The organism is Sphingobium salicis subsp. salicis, from assembly GCF_049472635.1.
GTDB lineage: Bacteria > Pseudomonadota > Alphaproteobacteria > Sphingomonadales > Sphingomonadaceae > Sphingobium > Sphingobium yanoikuyae_A.
The window spans coordinates 2,759,976-2,780,020 of record NZ_JAYRCS010000001.1 but is presented as its reverse complement, the minus strand read 5'-3'; the positions used below and the strand labels follow the sequence as shown (position 1 = coordinate 2,780,020).

The following is a 20,045-nucleotide window of genomic DNA, read 5'->3' as shown; positions in this document are numbered from 1 at the left end:
GGATGGCGCTAGTGCGGGCGAGGCGGCCTCAGGGTTCCTCGCCCTCGATCCGGGCGTCATAGCTGCTCAACGCGCTGATGACGTCCGGCATCTTTTCGTAGCGCTTGCGCAGCAAGGCCAGCTTCGCGTCGGTGCCGGAGCAGAGTTCGGCGACGCTTTCCTCGATATAGGCGCGCCGTTCCGCATCATAGGGTTCCTCGCCGCGGAAATGGTCGCAGCTGTCGCGGTCGACCATGAAGGCGGTGACTTCGCGCGGGAAGGGGGCGGGCTGGGCCGCATTGCTGGACGGCGGCAGGTCGAGCGAATTGGTCGGGCCGGGCGGGCCGACGGTGACGATCGGCGCCGGGCGCGAGGGCAGGACGGCGGGGGGAGCGGGCGGCGGCGGATCGGGCTGGACGACGGCGACGGCCACCTGCTGCGGTGCGCTGACCGGGGCGGCCTCAGCGCTGTCATCGGACGAGCCCTTGCAGCCGGTGACGAGCACCAGCGCCAGCATCATCGGAAACAGCTTCAAACGCCCCTTCACCCGATTTCCTCCCGCAGTCCGGCGATCAGATCCGCAACATGCGGCAAGCGCGACTCTTCCTCGTCGAGGATCGCCAGAAACGCCGCCCGCCTATAGTTGCGCAACGCCCCTTCGGGAAGACGGGTTGGGGCAGGAATTGCGGAAATTACGATATCCAGCAGGCGCTCCACCCCATGGAGCCTGCCCCACAGATAGTCATTCTCCCGATAGACCCGGCTGAAGAAGGCGCCAAAATTGTTGAATTCTATGCCTTTTAGCGTGGCGTTGGCGCCGCCGGCGCGGATGGCGGTGCAATCTTCGGGCGAAATCCGGTCGACCTTTATCGGATCATATTCATCGACTGCGTCACCCTGAAGCAACGGTAAGGTCGCGATGTCGGAGAAGGGGAAACCGAGATAGGCCAGCAACATGGTGCGGCGCCCCGCCTTGGGCAGGTTGGCGAGCGCCTCGGCCAGCAGCATGTCGGCTGCCTCGTCGCGGGCACGCAGGTCACGCGCCTGCGCCATCGCCTCCAGCGCGGCACCGGCGTCGGTCGGCACCTGCGCGGCGGCGGCGCGGACATGGTCATTGTAGAAATCATTGCCCTCGCATTCGGTGTAGAGGGCGAGCGCGCGATAGATGGCGTCGTGCATCGCCTGCACCGCTTCGCTGTCGGCATCGGCCTCCAACTCCAGCGTCTCGGCCAGCCGCCGCGCCAGGAAGCGCAGGCGGCGGATGCGGAAGGGGAGGTCATGGGTGCGGAAGAAGAGGACGGGCGCGGCGGCGGAGCCGGCATCCTCGGTCAACTGGTCGGCGCCGATCGCGCGCACCTGCTTCCAGATCGCCTGGCGATAGGCTTCGCGCATCATCGGCGCATCCTCGCCGCTCAACTGGAACAGACGCGCGGTCAGATCCTCGACGATGCCCGACAGTTTGAGATGGGCATAAGCGGGGAAGGCGAATCCGGCCGAGGCGGCGGCGCGCTGCTGCGCCTTGCCGCGCCAGGCCGACAGGCGCGCCGGCGTCGGCCGGTCGAGGAACAGCATGCGGCCGATCGCCCCCTCCACCTCCGCCTCGATGCCGGGGCGCAGCGCCTGGATGATCCGGCCCATGCGGCGGATGCGGGCGGAATGGCGGTCGATCGCCTCCAGATTGTCGCGGATCGGCTGCTCGCGTGGAATGTCAGACAGTGCGCCGAAGATGGTGCGGAAAAAGCCCGGCAGCGGCGCATTCTCGCCGATCGGCGCTGCTTCCTCCTCGCCCTCGCGATTGAGGTGGATCGATCGGTGGCCGGGCTTGGGATCGATATAGACGAAGCGGCGGTCGACCTCGCGCCGCGACGGCCGGTTCTTGAGCGCGCCGATCGCCTGGGCAAAGGGGGCGTTGGCCAGCACCGATCCGTCGATCAGCACCGCGTCCTCCGCCTCGCCCCGTGCCGCCCGGCGCGGCAGCACGCGCGCCAGAAAGGCGTCGCGGCCGGGCCAGGCGCGGTGGCGGCGCTTCAATACCCGGTCCAGCTCGCGCACGGTGAAGGGCGGAAAGGCGCCGGGGAAGCTGGCGGTGGCGCGCGCGGCAAAGACCAGTTCGGCCGGATCGGCAAAGCCGCTGGCACTGCCGCCCCGGCCACGAAAGCCGATCGACAGCCGATGCTCGGTCTCGATCACCTGGGGCGGGCTGTTGAGGCTCAGGCTCTGCACATGGCCGTCGAAATCGGTGACGGTGACGAACAGGTCGAGCGGATGGCCGTCGGGCAGCAGCGACGGCCCGGCCGGCGTCGCCGCCATCGCGTCGAAGGCGTCGAGCAGCATGGTCGAGAATATTGCCCCACCAAAGGGCGGCTCGAACCAGCGCGAGCGGATGAAGCGCGACAATTTCATCCGCACCTCTTCGCGCGTGTCGGGCGCCACCGTTCGCTCGACCGCGTCGCCGGGGCGGCGCGCGGCCATCCATACCAGCGGCGTCGCCCAGAATTTGGTCAGCGCGCGGGCGGGCCGGGCATCGGGATCGAGCAGTTCGTCGACATCGGCATTGTCGAGCCACAACGCGGTCAGCGGTTCCAGAGACTGGCCGGTCTCGATCGCCTGGGCCAGAAAGATGCCGTTGATCCCGCCCGCGCTGGCGCCGGCGATGATGTCGGGCAGGATGCGCAGCCGCGTGCCGCTCGCCGCCTCGATATCGGCGAGCAGCCGATGATAGACTGCCTCGCTCGCCCCCTGCGGCGCCACCCCGTCATGAAAGGCCCGGCTCGCCCGCGTCAGGTGCCAGATTTCCTTGGTGATGCCGTGCATGTAGACGGCCAGGCTGATCCCGCCATAACAGACGAGCGCGAGGCGTAATTCCTTCTCCCTCATGGGGATAGGGATCGCAAAGCCAGGGCGCCTTGTCGAGAGGCGGAATGTCCCACCCCCTGTCCGAAAGCGGGAAGGGAGAGTTGGATGGGTGGCTAAGCAACGGCCTGTTTTTTTACCGTCATCCCCGCGCAGGCGGGGATCCATCTCCCCAGCGTCGGACCAGATGCAAGGTCAGGGGATGGATTCCCGCCTACGCGGGAATGACAAAATGGGGTGGGTAGCGGACTGGCGGTTTTGGAGAGTCAATTGGCTCTAGCTGACGCTGCGCGGTAAAAATTATTCAGCAACAATCGCCCTAATTGCGGACATCCGCAGGCCGTGCTGTATCCTGCCTATGATTGACGACGAAGCGCGCTTCGATGACAGGCAGCTTGAGATCGTGAAGCATAAGCAAGTGGAGAAGTCTGAGTGAATCTGCCTCATCGCGGTATTATCTTCGGCGCGCTATTGGGCCTTCTGGCGGGAATGACGAGTTCGGTCGATACACCGACCAGAGTGTTTGCCCCGGTGGTAGCGTGCGCGCTGATCGGATGGGTGATTGGGCGTTATATGGAGCAGCGCAAACCCCGGCGCTAAACGGCGCGTTTGCGATCGATCCCATAGCCTTGTTTCTAACCCTTCGCCTGACTCGAAGCCCTTGGTTGTAAACTAAGTAATCGCCAAATCTTTAGGGTACGGTAATGGCAGCTTTCCACCAGATTTCGTCATTCAGCCTTCTACACACCATTTGAATGAATGGCCGGATTTAAGAATGTTGATGATCTGGTGGAGTGACTAAAAATGGTCGTTTTCAGACCATCCTCCCCTGCAAGGGGAGTTCAAGGGAGACCCGTGTCTCCCTTGAACTGGCCGAAGGCCAGACGGAGGGGTATCCCCCTCTCGATAGCGTGACACCCCTCCACCACTTCGTGGTCCCCCTCCCCTTGCAGGGGAGGAATTTACCGCCGCTCTTGGCCGTCTTCAGACCCTCAGCCATCCCCAACACGCGCCCGCATTCACCCCAGCTTGAACTCCGCCCAGATCGGCAGATGGTCCGACGCCTTGCGCGCGGCGGCGCTCTCGTGGACGCCGCTGTCGACCAGGCGGATGCGGCCGCAATGCATGATCCGGTCGAGCCGGGCGACCGGGCGGCGGGCGTGGAAGCTGCGGCCGCAGGGGGCGAAGCTGTAATGGCGGGCAAAGTCGGCCAGGCAACCGCGTTCGGCGCTCCATTCGTTGAGGTCGCCCATCAGCACCGTCGGCAGGGCATGGCCCTGGGCCGCCGCATGGATCACCGCCGCCGCCTGCTTGCGCCGCCACAAGCCCGACAGGTCGAGATGCATGCCGAATACGCGCAGGGTCGCGCCCTTGATTCCCACCTCCGCCATGGTCGCGCCGCGCGGTTCCAGGCAAGGGAGGTGCAGCACGTCATAGGCGGCGACCTCCGCTTCCTTGCGGACGATGATGGCATTGCCGTGCCAGCCCATGCTGTCGGTCTGGACATTGAGCGGCACCGGCTTGTAGCCGCTCTGGCGGTCGAGCAGCAGCGGCGGGATCGCGGCATAGCGTATGCCGAAGCGCCGGTCGGCCTCCTGCAGCGCGATGATGTCGGCATCCACCTCGTTCAGCACGTCGATCACCCGCTCGGGCGAGCGGCGGCGGTCGGTACCGATGGCCTTGCGGATATTATAGCTGGCGACGCGGATCGTGGCGGACATGCTGCTTCAATGCGCCAGCGGCGCGGGGGTTTCCAGCCTCGATGCAAGATCGCGTTTGTGTTCCTTTTATGTTCTGTTATGCGTGGGCGATGGCCAAGGCAAAGCGCAAATTCGTCTGTCAGCAATGCGGCACCGTCTCCGGCCGGTGGCAGGGGCAGTGCGATGATTGCGGCGAATGGAACAGCATCGTCGAGGAAGCGGCCGAGACCGTCTTTTCCGCCAAGCATGACCTGCAGGGCGGCGGCCGGGCGATCACGCTCATCGGCCTCGACAGCAAGGTGGAACTGCCCGCGCGCACCAGCACCGGCATTGCCGAGTTCGACCGGGCGCTGGGCGGCGGCATCGTGCCGGGGTCGGCCACGCTGATCGGCGGCGATCCGGGCATCGGCAAGTCGACCCTGTTGCTGCAGGCGGCGGCGCGGGTCGCCTCGCGCGGGTTGACCGTCGCCTATATCAGCGGCGAGGAGGCGTCGGACCAGGTGCGGCTGCGCGCCCAGCGGCTGGGCCTTGGCAATGCGCCGGTGCAACTGGCCAGCGCGACATCGGTACGCGATATCCTGACGACGCTGAGCGAGGGCGTGCCACCCGCTTTGCTCATTATCGATTCGATCCAGACCATGCACAGCGACCTGATCGAGGGTGCGCCCGGCACCGTCAGCCAGGTGCGTGCATCGAGCCAGGAACTGATCAAGTTCGCCAAGCAGCGCGGCACCGCGCTGATCCTGGTCGGCCATGTCACCAAGGATGGCAGCATCGCCGGCCCGCGCGTGCTGGAACATATGGTCGACACGGTGCTGGCGTTCGAGGGCGAGCGCAGCCACCAGTACCGTATCTTGCGCGCGATCAAGAACCGCTTCGGCGGCACCGACGAGATCGGCGTCTTCTCGATGGTCGCCGAGGGGCTGGAGGAGGTCGCCAATCCGTCCGCCCTGTTCCTCACCAATCGCGACGAGACGGTGACGGGCGCCACCGTCTTCCCCGCGCTCGAAGGGACGCGGCCGGTGCTGGTCGAGATCCAGGCGCTGGTGGTGCGGTTGTCGAGCGGGGCGACGCCCCGGCGCGCCGTGGTCGGCTGGGACAGCGGCCGGCTGGCGATGATCCTCGCCGTGCTGGAGGCGCGCTGCGGCCTCAGCTTCTCGACCTGCGAAGTCTATCTCAATGTCGCGGGCGGCTATCGTCTATCCGACCCGGCCGCTGACCTTGCCGTCGCCGCTGCTTTGATGTCGGCCTTGTCGGAACGGCCGGTGCCCGCCGATGTCGTGCTGTTCGGCGAGATTGCGCTGTCGAGCGAAATTCGCCCCGTCTCGCACACGCCGCTGCGGCTCCGTGAATCGGCCAAGCTGGGCTTCAACCGCGCCTTCGTGCCGGCGTCGGGCGCGGACGGGGTGAAGGGGATTTCGGTCAGCGGCTTCCGCACCCTTGCACAGCTGGTTGACCAGATGCTCGGGCGCGGATAGCCAGCGCGGCATGAACGCCGTCGATATCCTCGTCCTCCTCCTCATCGGCGGCTGCGCCATATTCGGCCTGCTGCGCGGGTTCGTGACCGAAACCCTGTCGCTGATCGCCTGGGTCGCGGGCATCTTCGCGATCAGCCTGCTCCACGCTTCCGTTACCGAATTGTTGACCAGCTTCGTCGGCAGCGAGAGCGGGGCGGCAGTGCTGGCCTTCTTCCTGATCTTCGCCGTCACCTTTGGCGCGGGCAAGCTGCTTGCCCGCGCGATCGGCCAACGCACCCGCCAGTCGGTGCTCGGCCCGATCGACCGGGTGCTGGGCGGCGGCTTCGGCGCGATCAAGGGCCTGATCGGTGCGACCCTGGTCTTCCTCGCCTTCTCCCTCGTCTATGACACATTCTACGGCAGCGGCGCACGCCGCCCTGACTGGCTGTCGGACGCCCGCACCTATCCGCTGCTCAATGCCAGCGGCAAGGCGATCAGCGAATTTGTCGATGAACAGCGCGCGCAGAAGCCGGCGGAGTCCGATCCGGCGGCGTGACCGGGGTGGGTGGCTTACGGCCATCCCACCGACGTCATGCTGAACTTGTTTCAGCATCCATCAAGCCTAACAAACCATTGGTCTATTGGGAGGAATGGACCCTGAAACAAGTTCAGGGTGACGATGATGGGATGGGCGGTTCTTGGTCGAAACTCGACCCGTCACGCCCGCATGCCGCTGTCCTACAGCTCTGCCCCTGTTCTAAGCTGGGGCATGACGCTGCCGCTCATCCTGCCTCCGCTATCCATGCAACTGGCGCGCGCCGGGCGCGTCTGCCGAACCTGCCATGGCGCGTTACCGGCGCGTGGGCGGTGCATCATGAGGGCGAAGCAGGTGCAAATGCCCCGAAAAGGCCGTTTACACTATGAACTTCGGTCGTGACCCGCGCGGACTCGTGTCCTTGGGCGGGCTACAGCCAGCCCTTGGCGCGATAGGCTTCGACCGTGGCCTTGAGCCCTTCCTCGGTCGGGATCTGCGGCGTCCACAGCCGCTTGGGCGGCTGCTTGCGCTTGGCGACGACCCAGTCGGGGTGGCAGAAATAATCGACCCGGTCGGGGGTCAGCTTGGCGTTGCGGCCGCGCACCAGCCGATCGAGCCGGGCAGCGGTCGCCAGCAGCCATTGCGGCGTCGCGAAGGTGCGGACAGTGCGGCCCACGGCCCGGCCGATCGCTTGGCCGAATTCCTGATGGTCCCAGCCGCCGGGCGTCGCATCGTCCGCCTCATAGGTGCGGGTCTGGCTCTGCTCCTTTTCGCAGGCGAGCGTCAGCAGCAGGCGGGACAAATCGGCGACATGGATCACCGACAGCCGGCCGCCGGGCGGCAGCAGCATGATGCCGCGCTTGGCCATGCGGAACAGTTCCAGCATTTCCTGGTCATTGGGGCCATAGATGGCGGGCGGGCGCACGATCGTCCAGTCGAGGCCGCTGGCCTTCACATGGCGTTCGGCCAGTTCCTTCGACCAGCCATAGTCCGACATGCCCGGTTCGCGCGCGGCGAGCGAGGAGACATGGACGAGCCGGCGCACGCCGCGTTTGCGCATGGCGTCGACCACCGCCATCGTGCCGCGCGCATTGCCCGCCTCGAACCCGTCGCGGTCGGGCGCGTTCACCACGCCCGCGATATGGATCACGGCGTCGGCGTCGCGCACCAGCGTATCGAGCGCGGCGGCATCGTCGAGCGAACCGGGCACCCATTTGAGATGGGCGCGTGGCGGCTGCGCCCGGCGGGTGAGGGCGTTGACCTGGAGACCGGCGGCAAGCGCCTGATCGAGCGTTTCGGCGCCGACGAAACCCGTCGCGCCGGTCATGGCAATTCTAAGGGACATAATAGGTCAGACCATCGCCATATGGTCGCGATGGACCAGCACGGTGCGGGACATTTCGCCGAGCAGGGCGGGAATGTCCTCGCTGCGGCGGCCGGCGATCTTCGCGGCGGCCTCGCTGTCATATTCGGTTAGGCCACGGGCGATCACCCGGCCATCCTGATTGAGAATGTCGACCACGTCGCCGCGTGCAAACACGCCCTCGACCTGCGCGACGCCGGCCGGGAGCAGGCTGTTGCCCTTGCCCAGAGCGGCTTCGGCGCCGGCATCGACGATGATCCGGCCGAGCACGGTGAGGCGGCCCGAGAGCCAGCCCTTGCGCGCGCCCTGGCTTTCGGCGGCGAGGAAGATGGAGCCGCGGCCGGCATTGGCCCAATGGCTGAGCGGGGCGTCGACCTTGCCGGAGATGATGGCGAGATGGGCGCCGGCGCCGGTGGCGATCTGTGCCGCCTGGATTTTCGACACCATGCCGCCCGATCCCATGCCCGAAGCCGAACCGGTGTCGGCCATGGCGGCAATGCGCGCGTCGATGCGCTCTATCCTCTCGATCAGCATGGCATTCGCATCGGCGTGCGGGTTGGCGGTGTAAAGCCCGTCCACGTCCGACAGCAGCACAACCGCGTCGGCCCGTGCCGCCTGTCCGATGCGCGCCGCCAGTCGATCATTGTCGCCAAAGCGGATCTCCGCCGTGGCGACGCTGTCATTCTCGTTCACCACCGGCACGACGTCGAGCGCCATCAGTCGCTCCAGCGTGGCGGATGCGTTGAGATAGCGGCGGCGATGCTCCAGATCGTCGAGCGTCACCAGCATCTGCGCGGCGGTAATGCCCTTTTCATGCAGCAGGCTGGCCCAGCATTGCGACAGGGCGATCTGGCCGGTGGCGGCCGCCGCCTGCGCATCCTCCAGGCTGCCGCGCCCGCCCTTGGGCAGTTTCAGCCGGCGCGCGCCCAGCGCGATCGCGCCCGACGACACGATGATGACCTGTTGCCCGGCCGCCTTGCGTGCGGCGACATCGGCCACCAGCGTGCGCAGCCAGTCGACGCGCACTTCCCCGGCCGGATCGACCAGCAGCGCCGACCCGATCTTGATGACCAGGCGGCGGACCAGGGCAGGGGGAAAGCCGGACAGGGCGTTCGTGGCCACTTTTACAACAACATCCGTTCGGTTCGAGCTTGTCGAGAACCTCGCGCGCAGTTCTCGACAAGCTCGAACCGAACGGAGATAAGTTTATTGATGCCTTAGATCGGCGACCAGGTGGCTTCGCCGTCGCTGTCGTCGGCGTCGTCCTCTTCACGATCCTCGTCGAGCATTTCCAGCACGGCGTCGAGCAACGGGGTGACACCTTCGCCGGTCGCGCCGGAGATGATGAAGACATCTTCCACGCCGGCCTGCTCGCGCAGCTGCTCGGCAATGTCTTCCATCAGTTCCTGGCCCAGCAGGTCGCCCTTGTTGAGCACCACGATCTGCGGCTTTTCGTCCAGCCCCCCGCCATAGGCGGCGAGTTCGTCGGTGACGATGCGGAAGGCTTCGACCGGGTCATCACCGGTCGCATCGATCAGGTGCAGCAGCACGCGGCAGCGCTCGATATGGCCCAGGAACCGGTCGCCGATGCCCGCGCCCTCGGCCGCGCCCGCGATCAGACCGGGAATATCGGCCAGTACGAATTCGCGATCACGGTGCAGCACCACGCCAAGCTGCGGCTTGGTGGTGGTGAAGGCATAGGCGCCGACCTTCGCCTTGGTGTTCGTCACCTGGTTGATCAGGGTCGACTTGCCGGCGTTCGGCATGCCGACCAGGCCGACATCGGCCAGCAGCTTGAGCCGCAGCCAGACCCACATTTCCTGGCCTGGCCAGCCGGTGCCATGCTGGCGCGGCGCCCGGTTGGTGCTGGTCTTGTAGGACAGGTTGCCGCGGCCGCCATCGCCGCCGCGCAGGAAGCTCACACGCTGCCCAACCTCGGTGAAGTCGGCCAGGATTTCCTGTTCCTCATATTCGGGATAGCCGTCCTCGTCCTCGGTTCCCTCGATCGGCTGGGGATCGGACAGGATCTGGGTGCCGACCGGCACCTTGACGATCAGGTCGTTGCCGCCGGCGCCATAACGGTTCTTGCCCATGCCGGGCATGCCGCGCTGCGCCTTGAAATGCTGGGTGTAGCGGAAGTCGATCAGCGTGTTGAGGCCGGCCACGGCCTCGAAGATGATGTCGCCGCCCTTGCCGCCATTGCCGCCGTCCGGGCCGCCATATTCGACATATTTTTCACGCCGAAAGCTGACCGCGCCGGGACCGCCCCAGCCGGACTTGATATAGATTTTTGCTTGATCGAGAAAATGCATGGCGCGCCCATAGCGTCTTCTTGGGCAAAATTAAACCTTAGCTTGCGACACTTTCGCCGTCGCCGTCAACCGGGCTTCTTCGGTCAGGGCGGAGACCAGGCTGCGGGCCGCCAGTTCGCGCGCTTTCTCGCGATTGAGGCCCAGTGCAGCGGCCATCGGGCCGCCCATCTGCGAATCGCCCAGCGCCAGCAGGACCAGCATCAGCGTGTTGTCGCGGATCACCTCTGCCAGTTGCGGGCGCAGCGCCGTCGCGGCCAGCTTGTCGACCAGCCGGTGGATCGCATCCACCACCGGGTCGAGCGCATCCTCATTGCCCGACGCCAGCATCCAGCTTGCCAGCGCGCCGGCGCCGCCCGCGTCGAAGGCGTCGAAGGTCATGTCGACGATCCGCCGGGGCTCGACCTCGCCCCGCCGGGCGGCATTCACCGCGTCGCCGATCGTGGCGGTGATGGCGTCGGCCAGATAGCCGGCCAGTGCCTTCTGCAGGCCGGCGGCCGATCCGAAATGATGGAGCAGATTGGCATGGGTGCGGCCGATGCGATTGCCCACGGCCTTCAGCGTCACGGCCTGCGGCCCTGCTTCCAGCAGCAGGTCGCGGGCGGCTTCCAGCGCAATCAGGCGACTTTCGTCAGGGCTGAGGCGCGAGCGCTTGAGGGGGATTGGTTCGGGCAACGTGGCTTGCCCATGACACAGGGGCGGAGGGAAGGCCATAGCCATGTGCGGGGTCGCTTGACCGGCCCCTGCGCGGCCGCCCATAGATTGGCGATGACCGATGCACCCATCCTCACCACCGACCGCCTGATCCTGCGCCCGCATCGGGTGGAGGATTATCCCGCCTGCCAGGCGCTCTGGGCCGATCCGGACGTGGTGCGCTTCATCGGCGGCGCGGCGCTCGATGCGCAGGCGGTGTGGTTCCGCATCCTGCGCTATGCCGGCATGTGGGCGCTGCTCGGCTATGGCATGTGGGCGATCGAGGATCGCGCCAATGGCGAATTGCTGGGGGAGGCCGGGTTGCTGAGCGCGGCGCGGGGGCTGGCCGAACTGGACGGCGTGCCGGAGGCAGGCTGGGTGCTGGGGCCGGCCGCCTGGGGGCGCGGTATCGCGACCGAGGCAATGGCGGCGATCTTTGCCTGGACCGATGCGCATCTGGATGCGCCGTCGATCCGCTGCATCATTGCGCCCGACAATGGCGGGTCGATCAAGGTGGCGGAGAAACTGGGCTTTGCCGCGCTGGCCGAAGTCGATTTCCATGGCGCGCCGACGCGTGTCTTCGATCGGCCGCGTCAGGGGTGAGAGGCGGGCGCCTTGATCGGCGCCCGCGCACTTCAGTCAAGCGGCAAGCGCCGGCAGCGCGTCGCCATATAGGTCCATCGCAAAGTCCACGCTCATGCGGGCGGCCTCGCCCTCGTCAAAGACCAAGCAGTCGGCCTCGGCCCCGCGAGCGGGGCTGTAGCGCCGCTCGATCGTGCCATTGGCGCGGAAACCGATCTTGCGCAGGACATGGCCCGACGCGCGATTGTCGGCGAAATGGACGGCGCGGACAGCGGGCAGATTATGCGCGCGGGCGATGCTCATGACGGCGCGTGCCGCCTCCGTGGCGAAGCCCAGGCCCCAATAGGGGCGGGCGATCCAGTAGCCCAGTTCCGGCGTGCCATCCTCGGCCTTATGGATGCCGCAGCCGCCCACCAGACGCGGCGCGCCTTGGGTGCGGGTGAAGGCCAGCAGGCGCGGCATGCGCGAATCCTGCGGCAGTGCCAGGAAGGCTTCGGCATCGGCCAGGCCATAGGGGGCGGGGGCGCGGCTCAGATTACGCAGGACCGCGTCATTGCCGATGGCCTGGGCCAGGGCGGGGGCATCTTCCATCCAGCCTGGCCGCAGCAGCAGGCGGGGGGTACGGGCGAACATTCACGTCTCTCCTCTTCGTGCGCGCCAATAGCTGCCAATCATGACGGCTTGACGACGGTCTTCTCTGGCTGAGCCCCGCCCGCACGACGCGCGAGAAGGCCAGTAGTTCCAGAGGTTTGAGGGAAATCGGGAGGAGTGCCCGGTGATGTTCGTCAGAACGGAAAAAAGGGCGCTCCCTGTGAAGGGGCGCCCTTTTTTCCCTCGATCCCGATCGGCGCACTTATGCGCATAACCGATCAGGCGGGACGTCCCTTTTGCGAAGGACGACCCGTCATCGATCGTCCGTTATTCGGCTGCCGCGGCTACCGCGTCGACCGATACATATTTGCGGCCGAGCTTGCCGTCGTGGAACACGACGCGACCTTCGCCGAGAGCGAAGAGGGTGTGATCCTTGCCCATGCCGACGTTACGGCCGGGATATACGCGGGTGCCGCGCTGGCGAATGATGATGTTGCCGCCGATCACTTCCTGACCGCCGAACTTCTTCACGCCAAGGCGCTTCGACTCAGAATCGCGACCGTTACGCGACGAACCGCCAGCTTTCTTATGTGCCATGACCTAAACTCCTTATCTAAGCTGCGCTCAGGCGATCGACACGATCTTGAGGATCGTGTGATTCTGGCGGTGGCCGTTCTTGCGGCGATAGTTGTGACGACGACGCTTCTTGAAGACGATGACCTTCTCGCCCTTCGCCTGCGCAATGATTTCGGCTGCGACGGTCAGCTTGGCTGCGTCCTTCAGGTCGCCGCCTTCGCCGGCCAGCAGGACGTCGTCCAGCGTAACCTTGTCGCCGGCTTCGCCAGCGAGCTTTTCAACGACGATCTTATCTCCGGCGGCGACGCGATACTGCTTGCCGCCCGTGCGCACGATAGCGAACATGGCTTGGTCTCTTCTCGTTCAAATCTGCTTTACGCAGATCGTCGAGGACAAAAAGCCTGTTCGACCCGCGCGGGAATGTGGCCCGGTAGTGGAATGACTCGATTCTGTCAACCGCCATGGGCCCAGCTTGTGGGCTGGTTTTTGGCTCTTAGTCTTCCTACATCGGTGATGGAAGGGAATATAAGCGCCGATGAGCAGATTACATCCCCAGGATGCGACCGGCAAGGGCAGGCTGCCCTTCATCGCATCGCTGTGGGCTGCGATCCTGGTCGCGCTTCTGTGTGCGATCGCGCCGGACGGTCCGCCTTCCAGCAAGCTCAATGGCTCCGCCTTCAGTTCCGCCACGACCGGCGTGGTGCTCAAGGCGCGCTCGCTGCCCGCGCCGCATCTCGCCCGCGCGCCCCGCCCTGATGGGGATGGGGTGGCCTTGCCCTGGCTGCTGGCGGCGGCGCTCGCCCTCATGCTCTCCTGGCGCCGTCTGGCGCCCGACGCGCCCCTGCCGCTGCTGGCAGGCCGCTACAGCTATCTTCGCGCGCGGAGTCGCCGCGCCCGCGCGCCGCCCGCCTTCCTCTGACATTTTTCCCGCCCGCCATGGCGGGCGTCCGTCAGACAGAAGGAATTGAGATCATGCCCCGCAAAAGAAAGATGCGCGGTGGCCGGCGCAATCCGCCCGGCTGGTTCATGCCTGTCGTCATGGCAGGGCTCGGCGCCGCCGGCGCCCTGCTCTCGATCGCGATGCTCGGCATCGTCGAATAATAGACAATGTTCCGCGCCGGCGGCAGGATGAAGGCCTGCTGCCGGCGGACAGGGAAGGAATTTCATGCCCCACCACACGCCCCTTATCGGGACGATCGTTGCCGGCCTCGTCGTGGCCTTCATCATGGGTGCCATCGCCCATCGCCTGAAATTATCGCCGCTGGTCGGCTATCTGGTTGCCGGCATCATGGTCGGCCCCTTCACCCCCGGCTTCGTCGCCGACAGTGGCCTCGCCAATGAACTGGCGGAAATCGGCGTCATATTGCTGATGTTCGGCGTCGGCCTGCATTTCTCGCTCAAGGATTTGTTGTCGGTCAAAGCGATCGCCGTGCCCGGCGCAATCGTGCAGATCGCGGTCGCGACCCTGCTCGGCATGGGCCTTGGCTATCTGATGGGCTGGCCGCTGATGGGCGGGCTGGTCTTTGGCCTCGCTTTGTCGGTCGCCAGCACGGTCGTGCTGCTGCGTGCGTTGCAGGGGGCGGACCTGGTCGAAACCCGGCGCGGACGTATCGCGGTCGGCTGGCTGATCGTCGAGGATCTGGTGATGGTCCTTGCCCTCGTCCTCCTGCCGGCGCTGGCGGGGGTGATGAACAATGCCGATGCCGGCGGCGGGGCGAGCGCGCTGATCGCGCCGCTGGTGGGCACGCTGCTGAAGGTCGTCGGCTTCGTCGTGCTGATGCTGGTGGTGGGGCGCCGCCTCATCCCCTGGGCGCTGCATTGGGTGGTGCATAGCGGGTCGCGCGAGCTGTTCCGCCTCGCCGTGCTGGCCATTGCGCTGGGTGTAGCTTTCGGTGCCGCCATCGTATTCGACGTGTCCTTTGCGCTGGGGGCCTTCTTTGCCGGCATGATCCTGGGCGAAACCCCGCTCAGCCGTCGCGCGACCGAGGAGACGCTGCCGCTGCGCGACGCCTTTGCGGTGCTGTTCTTCGTGTCGGTCGGCATGTTGTTCAATCCGGCGGTGGTGGTGGAACAGCCGCTGCCGCTGCTGGCGACCGTGCTCATCATCGTGGTGGGCAAGTCGATCGCCGCCTGGGGCATCGTTCGTGCCTTTGGCCATCCCAATGTCACGGCGCTGACGATCGCCGCCAGCCTGGCGCAGATCGGCGAATTTTCCTTCATCCTGGCGTCGCTGGGGGCGGGGCTGGGCGTCCTGCCGGCTGAGGCGCGCGATCTGATCCTTGCCGGTGCGATCGTGTCGATCTTCATCAACCCGATCCTCTTCTCGCTGATCGTGCGCGATCACAAGAAGGAGGAGGATGAGACGCAGGCCGACACCGCGACCGATCAGCCGCGCCTCGGCCATGTCATCCTGGTCGGCTATGGCCGGGTCGGCAAGCTGATCGCCAAGCGTCTGGCCGAGCGTCATGTCCAGTTCGTGGTGATCGAGGGCGATCCCGAACGGGTCGAGGAAGCGGAAGAGGCCGGACTGTCGGTGGTGCGCGGCAATGCGCTGGAGGACCGACACCTGCTGGCGGCGGGCATATGCGAGGCGCGCTATCTGCTGATCGCCGTGCCCGAAGGGTTCGAGGGCGGCGCGATCAACGAGCATGCCCGCCATCTCAACCCCAATTTGCAGGTGATCGCCCGCGCCCATAGCGATGCCGAGGTCGCGCATCTCGAAGCGCTGGGCGTGCGCCATGTCGTCATGGGCGAACGCGAACTGGCCGGGCGCATGCTGCAGCTTTGCGGCGTCGGCTGAGGGGCAAAGAAAAAGGGCGGTGAACGATGATCGATCGTTCACCGCCCTTTTCAGGACGTCATGTCGCCGGCTTTAGCCACGCGGCTTGCGCGGGCCGCCGGGGCGCTTGGGCCCGCCCTTGAAGGGGCGGGGCGCGTAACCGGCCGGACGCGGGCCACGGTCGTTCGAGCGATTGCCCTGGCGGCGATTGTCGCGGGCCTGCTCGCGCGGGGCGCCGTCGATCATCTCGAACGCCACGTCGGCGCCCTCGTCATTGGCCTCGCCCGAGCGCTTGACGGCCGACATGAAGCGGCTGGCGATCGCGCGCGGGATTTCGAACATGGTTTCGTTGGTGGTGATGCGGATCGCGCCGATGTCGCCGCGCGACACATGGCCGCGGCGGCAGATCAGCGGCAGGATCCAGCGCGGATCGGCATTCTGGCGACGGCCGATGTCCATGCGGAACCACTGGGTGTCCTCGAAGCCCGGACGCGGCCCTTCCTGGCGCGGCGGGGCTTCGCTGCGGTCCAGCAGTTCCTCGGGCGCGGGCAGTGAGGCGCGGGCGCTCTTCACCAGCATCGCGGCGATTTCCTTGGCCGACTTTTCCGCCAGCAGCTCGGCGCCCAGCGCCCAGTCGGCCTCGTCCAGCTCGGCCTTTTCCATCAGGGTCGAGCGCAGGCGGGCATTGTCCTGTTCCAGGATCGCTTCCTTGCTGGGCGGGGTGCCCCATTCGACCGGAATCTTGGCGCCACGCAGCATCGATTCGACACGGCGGCGACGCGGATAGGGGACGATCAGGACGGCGGTGCCCTTCTTGCCAGCGCGACCGGTGCGGCCCGAACGGTGCTGCATCGTCTCCGCATCGCGCGGCAGCTCGACATGGACCACCAGCGTCAGGCTGGGCAGGTCGATGCCGCGTGCGGCAACGTCGGTGGCGACGCAGACGCGGGCGCGCTTGTCGCGCAGGGCCTGAAGCGCGTGGTTGCGCTCATTCTGGCTATGCTCGCCCGACAGCGCCACGGCGGCGAAGCCACGCTCGGTCAGGCTGCTATGCAGGTGGCGGACATTGTCGCGGGTGGCGCAGAACAGGATCGCGGTCTCGGCTTCATGATAGCGCAGCAGGTTGACCACCGCATTCTCGATGTCCGACGGGGCGACGGTGACGGCCTGATAGCTGATGTCGCCATGGCCGCGTTCTTCGCCCACCGTCGAGATGCGCAGCGCGTCCGACTGATAGCGCTTGGCCATCGCGACGATCGGCTTGGGCATGGTGGCCGAGAAGAGCAGGGTGCGGCGATCTTCCGGCGCGCTGTCAAGAATGCCTTCCAGATCCTCGCGGAAGCCCATGTCGAGCATTTCGTCCGCTTCGTCGAGGACGACGGTGCGCATTCCCGACAGGTCCAGCGCGCCGCGTTCCAGATGGTCGCGCAGGCGGCCGGGGGTGCCGACGACGATATGGGCGCCATGGCTGAGCGCGCGGCGTTCCTTGGCGGCGTCCATGCCGCCGACACAGGTGGCGATGCGGGCGCGGGCGGCGCCATAGAGCCATTCCAGCTCGCGGCTGACCTGCAGCGCCAGTTCGCGCGTCGGCGCGATCACCAGCGCCAGCGGCAGGCCGGCGACGGGCAGCTTGTCGCCGCCGGTCAGCAGTTCGGCGGCCATGGCCAGGCCGAAGGCGACGGTCTTGCCCGAGCCGGTCTGTGCCGACACCAGCAGGTCGCGGCCCTGCGCTTCGTCCTGCGTCACTTCGGACTGGACCGGGGTCAGGCTCTCATAGCCCTTGGTGGTCAGCGCCTGGGCGAGCATGGAGGGGAGATGTTCAAAAGACATTTTTTCGTTTTCCATCGGTAAAGCGACCCGCCATTCCCGACGGATACGTGAAGACCTGCCATGCTCCCACCATGGAGAGCCCAGGGGTAGGTCGCGTCCCTGGTTCCAAAATCCTCCCCTTGTCGGGGGAGGGGGACCGTCGACATCGCCGACGGTGGAGGGGTGTCCCCCTATGGCGCAGGCGACGAATGCCCCTTTGCCCGGCCTTGTCGCCCTCGGGCCGCTTCTTGAGTGAGCGGCTGGTCCTATAAAATAAGAAGGCCGCCTTCCCCCGCAAGGAGGGAAGGCGGCCCCTTTAATTCTTATCCCAACGGGATCAGATCGAGGCGACTTCGGCCACGTCGACCTTCACGCCCGGACCCATCGACGACGACAGGGCGATCTTGCGGACATACTTGCCCTTCGAGCCCGAGGGCTTCGCCTTGACGATCGCGTCGACGAACGCGTCGAAATTCTTGCGCAGGTCTTCAGCCGAGAAGCTCGACTTGCCGAGGCCAGCGTGGATGATGCCGGCCTTTTCGACGCGGAATTCGATCTGACCACCCTTGGCGGCCTTCACGGCTTCGGCGACGTTCGGCGTGACGGTGCCCAGCTTCGGGTTCGGCATCAGGCCCTTGGGGCCCAGAACCTTACCCAGGCGACCCACCAGACCCATCATGTCGGGGGTGGCGATGACGCGCTGGAAGTCGATGTTGCCGGCCTGGATCGATTCGAGCAGGTCTTCGGCGCCCACGATGTCGGCACCGGCGTCGAGCGCCTGCTGGGCCTTGTCGTTGCGGGCGAACACGGCGACGCGAACGTCCTTGCCGGTGCCGGCGGGCAGGGTGACGACGCCACGGACCATCTGGTCGGCGTGACGCGGGTCAACGCCCAGGTTGATCGCGATTTCGACGCTTTCGTCGAACTTGGCGGTGGCGTGGGTCTTGATCAGGCCCAGCGCTTCGTCAACGCCGTGCAGCTTTTCGCGGTCGATCGCGGTCGCCAGGGCCTTCGCCTTCTTGGTCAGCTTTGCCATGGTCTTAGCCCTCCACCACTTCGAGGCCCATCGCGCGAGCGGAACCTTCGATGATCTTCGTTGCAGCGTCGATGTCGTTCGCGTTCAGGTCAGCCATCTTCGCCTGGGCGATTTCGGCGAGCTGGGCGCGGGTGATCTTGCCAGCGACGACCTTGCCCGGCTCCTTCGAGCCCGACTTCAGGTTGACGGCCTTCTTGATCAGGTAGGTGGCCGGCGGCTGCTTCGTCACGAAGGTGAACGAACGGTCCGCATAGACGGTGATGATGGTCGGCAGCGGGGTGCCCTTGTCCATCTTTTCCGTCGAGGCGTTGAACGCCTTGCAGAATTCCATGATGTTCACGCCGCGCTGACCCAGGGCAGGGCCGATCGGCGGCGAGGGGTTGGCGGCTCCGGCGGGCACCTGGAGCTTGATATAGCCCGTAATCTTCTTGGCCATTTTCACTCACTCTATAGCTGGCAGGCCTGCTGGGCAGATCTGCCGGTTCAAGTTTAGCGGTCTAACGGCTCCCGCAAGGGAACCTCCCGCACATGTCCAGCCGCCCCGTGGGGAGGCATGGAAGCGCGGCCCTATAGCGACCTTCTTGTCCAAAGGGAAGGGGGAGTCTGTCATTCGGTCGATTCGGCCGAAAGCGCAGGGCTTCCCCAACAAAAAGGGCCGCCGGCTGAAAAGCGGGCGACCCTTTTGAACAGCCTTGCGGCGGCTGGTTACTTCGACAGTTCGACCTGTTCGAAGTCCAGTTCCACCGGGGTGGCGCGACCGAAGATCGACACCGACACCTTGACCCGGTTCTTTTCGAAATCCAGTTCCTCGACCACGCCGTTGAAGCTGGCGAAGGGGCCGTCCAGCACCTTGACGCTGTCGCCGATTTCGTAATCGACATTGACCTTGTGCTTCGGGGCGGCGGCGGCTTCCTTCTGGGCGCCGAAATAGCGGGCGGCTTCGCTCTCGCTGATCGCCTGGGGCTTGCCCGACGAACCGAGGAAGCCGGTGACCTTGGGCGTGTTCTTGACGAGGTGATAGACGTCGTCGTTCATCGCCAGCTTGGCGAGGACATAGCCCGGCATGAACTTGCGTTCGACCTGGACTTTCTTGCCGCGCTTCACTTCGGTCACGGTCTCGGTCGGCACTTCGACCTGTTCGACCAGTTGCGACAGGCCCATGCGCTCGGCCTCGGTCAGGATCGATTCCTTGACCTTGTTCTCGAAGCCCGAATAGGCGTGGATGATGTACCAGCGCGCCATGTTACCGTCTTAAACTCCCTTTTGAACGCCGAGCGTTCAACGACCCGATGCGAGGCTCAGCAGCCACTGGACGATCGCACCGAAGAAGGTGTCGATACCGAAGAAGAAGATGCCCAGCAATGAGGTCATGATGACGACCATGATTGCGGTCATGATCGTTTCACGGCCGGTCGGCCAAACGATCTTCTTCGCTTCGGTCTGCACCTGATTGACGAATTCGCTCGGAGAAGTCTTCGCCATCGCGCTGTCAGCTCACCTTCAAAATCAATACCAAAGCGCGAAACGGCGGTCCGCCCTCCCGTTTCCCGCGATAAGTCGGTGTCGGGGGAGGCAGTCGCGCTTCGCGACCGATGCTTCGCTAAGCGCACTTAGCCGCGAACCCGTGATTGTTCAAGGTTCGCGGCTAGTTCGCTTGGCAGGAGTGGAGGGACTCGAACCCACGGCATTCGGTTTTGGAGACCGACGCTCTACCAACTGAGCTACACTCCTGCACTGGCCCGAGCCAGCGAAGGAGGGCGCTTTAGCGTGGCCTATCGGGGAG

General features: G+C 65.8%; 21 protein-coding genes and 1 tRNA gene. 6 read left to right on the top strand and 16 right to left on the bottom strand.

What is annotated here, in order from left to right:
* Nucleotides 1–28: 28 nt before the first annotated feature.
* From VHN57_RS13535 to VHN57_RS13525, 3 genes are all read right to left on the bottom strand, one after another.
* The gene (locus VHN57_RS13535) at nt 29–526 is read right to left on the bottom strand and encodes a hypothetical protein (RefSeq protein ID WP_278987933.1); all 498 of its coding nucleotides are present in this window, start codon (nt 524–526) and stop codon (nt 29–31) included.
* Entirely contained in the window at nt 523–2,856 is a 2,334-nt protein-coding gene (locus VHN57_RS13530; protein WP_423284160.1) for a patatin-like protein, read from the bottom strand. The genes VHN57_RS13535 and VHN57_RS13530 overlap by 4 nt, the downstream gene beginning before the upstream one ends.
* 995 nt (nt 2,857–3,851) lie before the next feature.
* Nucleotides 3,852–4,553 (bottom strand): endonuclease/exonuclease/phosphatase family protein, encoded by a 702-nt coding sequence (locus VHN57_RS13525; protein WP_278988450.1) that lies wholly within the window; start codon nt 4,551–4,553, stop codon nt 3,852–3,854.
* A gap of 89 nt (nt 4,554–4,642) precedes the next feature.
* Between VHN57_RS13525 and radA the strand changes: the two genes are divergently transcribed.
* Both radA and VHN57_RS13515 read left to right on the top strand, forming a co-directional pair.
* Nucleotides 4,643–6,010 carry a DNA repair protein RadA gene (gene radA / locus VHN57_RS13520; protein WP_004207917.1) on the top strand — a complete coding sequence of 456 codons (1,368 nt, stop codon included), beginning with the start codon at nt 4,643–4,645 and terminating at the stop codon, nt 6,008–6,010.
* Between the two features lie 10 nt (nt 6,011–6,020).
* On the top strand, nt 6,021–6,545 hold the full coding sequence (locus tag VHN57_RS13515; RefSeq protein WP_278988452.1) for a CvpA family protein: 525 nt from the start codon (nt 6,021–6,023) through the stop codon (nt 6,543–6,545).
* 409 nt (nt 6,546–6,954) lie between these two features.
* Here VHN57_RS13515 and VHN57_RS13510 read toward each other — a convergent pair whose 3' ends face one another.
* The 4 genes from VHN57_RS13510 to VHN57_RS13495 form a co-directional block, all read right to left on the bottom strand.
* Nucleotides 6,955–7,851 (bottom strand): NAD-dependent epimerase/dehydratase family protein, encoded by an 897-nt coding sequence (locus VHN57_RS13510; protein ID WP_423284157.1) that lies wholly within the window; start codon nt 7,849–7,851, stop codon nt 6,955–6,957.
* A 24-nt stretch (nt 7,852–7,875) separates the two neighbouring features.
* The gene (proB, locus tag VHN57_RS13505; RefSeq protein WP_423284155.1) at nt 7,876–9,009 is read right to left on the bottom strand and encodes a glutamate 5-kinase; all 1,134 of its coding nucleotides are present in this window, start codon (nt 9,007–9,009) and stop codon (nt 7,876–7,878) included.
* A gap of 95 nt (nt 9,010–9,104) precedes the next feature.
* On the bottom strand, nt 9,105–10,199 hold the full coding sequence (obgE, locus tag VHN57_RS13500; protein WP_004207911.1) for a GTPase ObgE: 1,095 nt from the start codon (nt 10,197–10,199) through the stop codon (nt 9,105–9,107).
* A gap of 30 nt (nt 10,200–10,229) precedes the next feature.
* A complete protein-coding gene (locus VHN57_RS13495) occupies nt 10,230–10,910 on the bottom strand; it encodes a TetR/AcrR family transcriptional regulator (protein WP_278987334.1) in 681 nt (226 codons plus the stop codon).
* Between the two features lie 54 nt (nt 10,911–10,964).
* Here VHN57_RS13495 and VHN57_RS13490 point away from each other — a divergent pair, with 54 nt between their 5' ends.
* A complete protein-coding gene (locus VHN57_RS13490) occupies nt 10,965–11,492 on the top strand; it encodes a GNAT family N-acetyltransferase (protein ID WP_017499839.1) in 528 nt (175 codons plus the stop codon).
* A gap of 36 nt (nt 11,493–11,528) precedes the next feature.
* Here VHN57_RS13490 and VHN57_RS13485 read toward each other — a convergent pair whose 3' ends face one another.
* The 3 genes from VHN57_RS13485 to rplU form a co-directional block, all read right to left on the bottom strand.
* Entirely contained in the window at nt 11,529–12,104 is a 576-nt protein-coding gene (locus VHN57_RS13485; protein ID WP_048937480.1) for a GNAT family N-acetyltransferase, read from the bottom strand.
* Nucleotides 12,105–12,389: 285 nt separating this feature from the next.
* Nucleotides 12,390–12,659: a 50S ribosomal protein L27 gene (gene rpmA / locus VHN57_RS13480; protein ID WP_004207902.1), complete on the bottom strand. Its 270-nt coding sequence runs from the start codon at nt 12,657–12,659 to the stop codon at nt 12,390–12,392.
* A 27-nt stretch (nt 12,660–12,686) separates the two neighbouring features.
* The gene (gene rplU / locus VHN57_RS13475) at nt 12,687–12,983 is read right to left on the bottom strand and encodes a 50S ribosomal protein L21 (RefSeq protein WP_004207901.1); all 297 of its coding nucleotides are present in this window, start codon (nt 12,981–12,983) and stop codon (nt 12,687–12,689) included.
* A 190-nt stretch (nt 12,984–13,173) separates the two neighbouring features.
* Between rplU and VHN57_RS13470 the strand changes: the two genes are divergently transcribed.
* The 3 genes from VHN57_RS13470 to ybaL all read left to right on the top strand — a co-directional run bounded on the left by VHN57_RS13470 (nt 13,174) and on the right by ybaL (nt 15,438).
* Nucleotides 13,174–13,557 (top strand): hypothetical protein, encoded by a 384-nt coding sequence (locus VHN57_RS13470; RefSeq protein WP_069338539.1) that lies wholly within the window; start codon nt 13,174–13,176, stop codon nt 13,555–13,557.
* A 53-nt stretch (nt 13,558–13,610) separates the two neighbouring features.
* Nucleotides 13,611–13,739 carry a hypothetical protein gene (locus tag VHN57_RS13465; RefSeq protein ID WP_257211493.1) on the top strand — a complete coding sequence of 43 codons (129 nt, stop codon included), beginning with the start codon at nt 13,611–13,613 and terminating at the stop codon, nt 13,737–13,739.
* Between the two features lie 64 nt (nt 13,740–13,803).
* Nucleotides 13,804–15,438, top strand: a complete 1,635-nt coding sequence (gene ybaL / locus VHN57_RS13460; RefSeq protein WP_037517124.1) for a YbaL family putative K(+) efflux transporter — start codon at nt 13,804–13,806, stop codon at nt 15,436–15,438.
* 72 nt (nt 15,439–15,510) lie between these two features.
* Here the strand turns inward: ybaL and VHN57_RS13455 are convergent, their stop codons facing one another.
* From VHN57_RS13455 to VHN57_RS13430, 6 genes are all read right to left on the bottom strand, one after another.
* Nucleotides 15,511–17,247 carry a DEAD/DEAH box helicase gene (locus VHN57_RS13455; RefSeq protein ID WP_004207897.1) on the bottom strand — a complete coding sequence of 579 codons (1,737 nt, stop codon included), beginning with the start codon at nt 17,245–17,247 and terminating at the stop codon, nt 15,511–15,513.
* A gap of 316 nt (nt 17,248–17,563) precedes the next feature.
* The gene (gene rplA, locus VHN57_RS13450) at nt 17,564–18,262 is read right to left on the bottom strand and encodes a 50S ribosomal protein L1 (protein ID WP_004207896.1); all 699 of its coding nucleotides are present in this window, start codon (nt 18,260–18,262) and stop codon (nt 17,564–17,566) included.
* A gap of 4 nt (nt 18,263–18,266) precedes the next feature.
* Nucleotides 18,267–18,698 (bottom strand): 50S ribosomal protein L11, encoded by a 432-nt coding sequence (gene rplK, locus VHN57_RS13445; RefSeq protein ID WP_004207895.1) that lies wholly within the window; start codon nt 18,696–18,698, stop codon nt 18,267–18,269.
* Between the two features lie 269 nt (nt 18,699–18,967).
* Complete coding sequence (gene nusG / locus VHN57_RS13440; RefSeq protein WP_004207894.1) at nt 18,968–19,504, bottom strand: transcription termination/antitermination protein NusG; 537 nt, start codon at nt 19,502–19,504, stop codon at nt 18,968–18,970.
* 36 nt (nt 19,505–19,540) lie between these two features.
* Complete coding sequence (gene secE, locus VHN57_RS13435; protein ID WP_004207893.1) at nt 19,541–19,744, bottom strand: preprotein translocase subunit SecE; 204 nt, start codon at nt 19,742–19,744, stop codon at nt 19,541–19,543.
* A gap of 173 nt (nt 19,745–19,917) precedes the next feature.
* Nucleotides 19,918–19,993: transfer RNA gene (locus VHN57_RS13430), tRNA-Trp, on the bottom strand.
* Between the last annotated feature and the right edge of the window lie 52 nt (nt 19,994–20,045).

Coding starts and splice junctions, on each gene's coding strand:
- VHN57_RS13485 (WP_048937480.1), bottom strand. CDS start 12,104: ATGTTCGCCCGTACCCCCCGCCTGCTGCTGCGGCCAGGCTGGATGGAA.
- VHN57_RS13465 (WP_257211493.1), top strand. CDS start 13,611: ATGCCCCGCAAAAGAAAGATGCGCGGTGGCCGGCGCAATCCGCCCGGC.
- VHN57_RS13525 (WP_278988450.1), bottom strand. CDS start 4,553: ATGTCCGCCACGATCCGCGTCGCCAGCTATAATATCCGCAAGGCCATC.
- VHN57_RS13515 (WP_278988452.1), top strand. CDS start 6,021: ATGAACGCCGTCGATATCCTCGTCCTCCTCCTCATCGGCGGCTGCGCC.
- rplA (WP_004207896.1), bottom strand. CDS start 18,262: ATGGCAAAGCTGACCAAGAAGGCGAAGGCCCTGGCGACCGCGATCGAC.
- obgE (WP_004207911.1), bottom strand. CDS start 10,199: ATGCATTTTCTCGATCAAGCAAAAATCTATATCAAGTCCGGCTGGGGC.
- radA (WP_004207917.1), top strand. CDS start 4,643: ATGGCCAAGGCAAAGCGCAAATTCGTCTGTCAGCAATGCGGCACCGTC.
- VHN57_RS13495 (WP_278987334.1), bottom strand. CDS start 10,910: ATGGCCTTCCCTCCGCCCCTGTGTCATGGGCAAGCCACGTTGCCCGAA.
- nusG (WP_004207894.1), bottom strand. CDS start 19,504: ATGGCGCGCTGGTACATCATCCACGCCTATTCGGGCTTCGAGAACAAG.
- VHN57_RS13470 (WP_069338539.1), top strand. CDS start 13,174: ATGAGCAGATTACATCCCCAGGATGCGACCGGCAAGGGCAGGCTGCCC.
- ybaL (WP_037517124.1), top strand. CDS start 13,804: ATGCCCCACCACACGCCCCTTATCGGGACGATCGTTGCCGGCCTCGTC.
- VHN57_RS13455 (WP_004207897.1), bottom strand. CDS start 17,247: ATGTCTTTTGAACATCTCCCCTCCATGCTCGCCCAGGCGCTGACCACC.
- rplU (WP_004207901.1), bottom strand. CDS start 12,983: ATGTTCGCTATCGTGCGCACGGGCGGCAAGCAGTATCGCGTCGCCGCC.
- rpmA (WP_004207902.1), bottom strand. CDS start 12,659: ATGGCACATAAGAAAGCTGGCGGTTCGTCGCGTAACGGTCGCGATTCT.
- VHN57_RS13490 (WP_017499839.1), top strand. CDS start 10,965: ATGACCGATGCACCCATCCTCACCACCGACCGCCTGATCCTGCGCCCG.
- VHN57_RS13510 (WP_423284157.1), bottom strand. CDS start 7,851: ATGACCGGCGCGACGGGTTTCGTCGGCGCCGAAACGCTCGATCAGGCG.
- VHN57_RS13530 (WP_423284160.1), bottom strand. CDS start 2,856: ATGAGGGAGAAGGAATTACGCCTCGCGCTCGTCTGTTATGGCGGGATC.
- secE (WP_004207893.1), bottom strand. CDS start 19,744: ATGGCGAAGACTTCTCCGAGCGAATTCGTCAATCAGGTGCAGACCGAA.
- rplK (WP_004207895.1), bottom strand. CDS start 18,698: ATGGCCAAGAAGATTACGGGCTATATCAAGCTCCAGGTGCCCGCCGGA.